This window comes from Pseudoalteromonas sp. NBT06-2 (assembly GCF_002276045.1).
Lineage (GTDB): Bacteria > Pseudomonadota > Gammaproteobacteria > Enterobacterales > Alteromonadaceae > Pseudoalteromonas.
On the sequence record NZ_NQMR01000420.1, the window covers coordinates 1 to 498 of the forward strand.

Annotated in this window: 1 protein-coding gene; it reads left to right on the plus strand. The window is 42.8% G+C overall.

Annotated elements, in window-relative coordinates; translation table 11 throughout:
- Nucleotides 1-498 (plus strand): hypothetical protein (locus tag CJF42_RS26375; RefSeq protein ID WP_212668882.1); only part of this gene is annotated, 498 nt, incomplete at both ends.

A 498-nucleotide genomic window follows, 5' to 3' on the forward strand; every position in this document is an offset into this window, starting at 1 on the left:
GCGCCCTAAATTCAAGGCCAGTAAATTAGATAAAAGCACAGATAATGAAAAGCCTGAAAATGAAACTGGTACATCCAATAACAAGCGTCCAGGCTCGGCCAAAAAAAGTAAAAATAAATACTTAGTCATCCACCAGGATAAAGTCATTCAACCTGATTGCGAGCTACCTGAAGGCATGAGTTTTAAGGGCTACCGAGATTATATCGTTCAAGAACTGGAAATTAAGCCGCATAATATACGCTATCGTTTGGCTTACTATCAGCTACCGAATGGCTCGACTGTTACCGCCACTTTACCGGATGGACTAGCAGGGCAACACTTTGGCATACAGCTGAGAAGCTATATCCTTTATCAGTACCACCAATGCCAGGTGACGCAACCTTTGCTGCTGGAACAACTCAGAGAATGGGGTGTTGATATTTCCAGCGGACAACTTAACCGCCTTCTGACAGAAAAACACACCGATTTCCATATAGAAAAGGATGACTTACTGGAAAA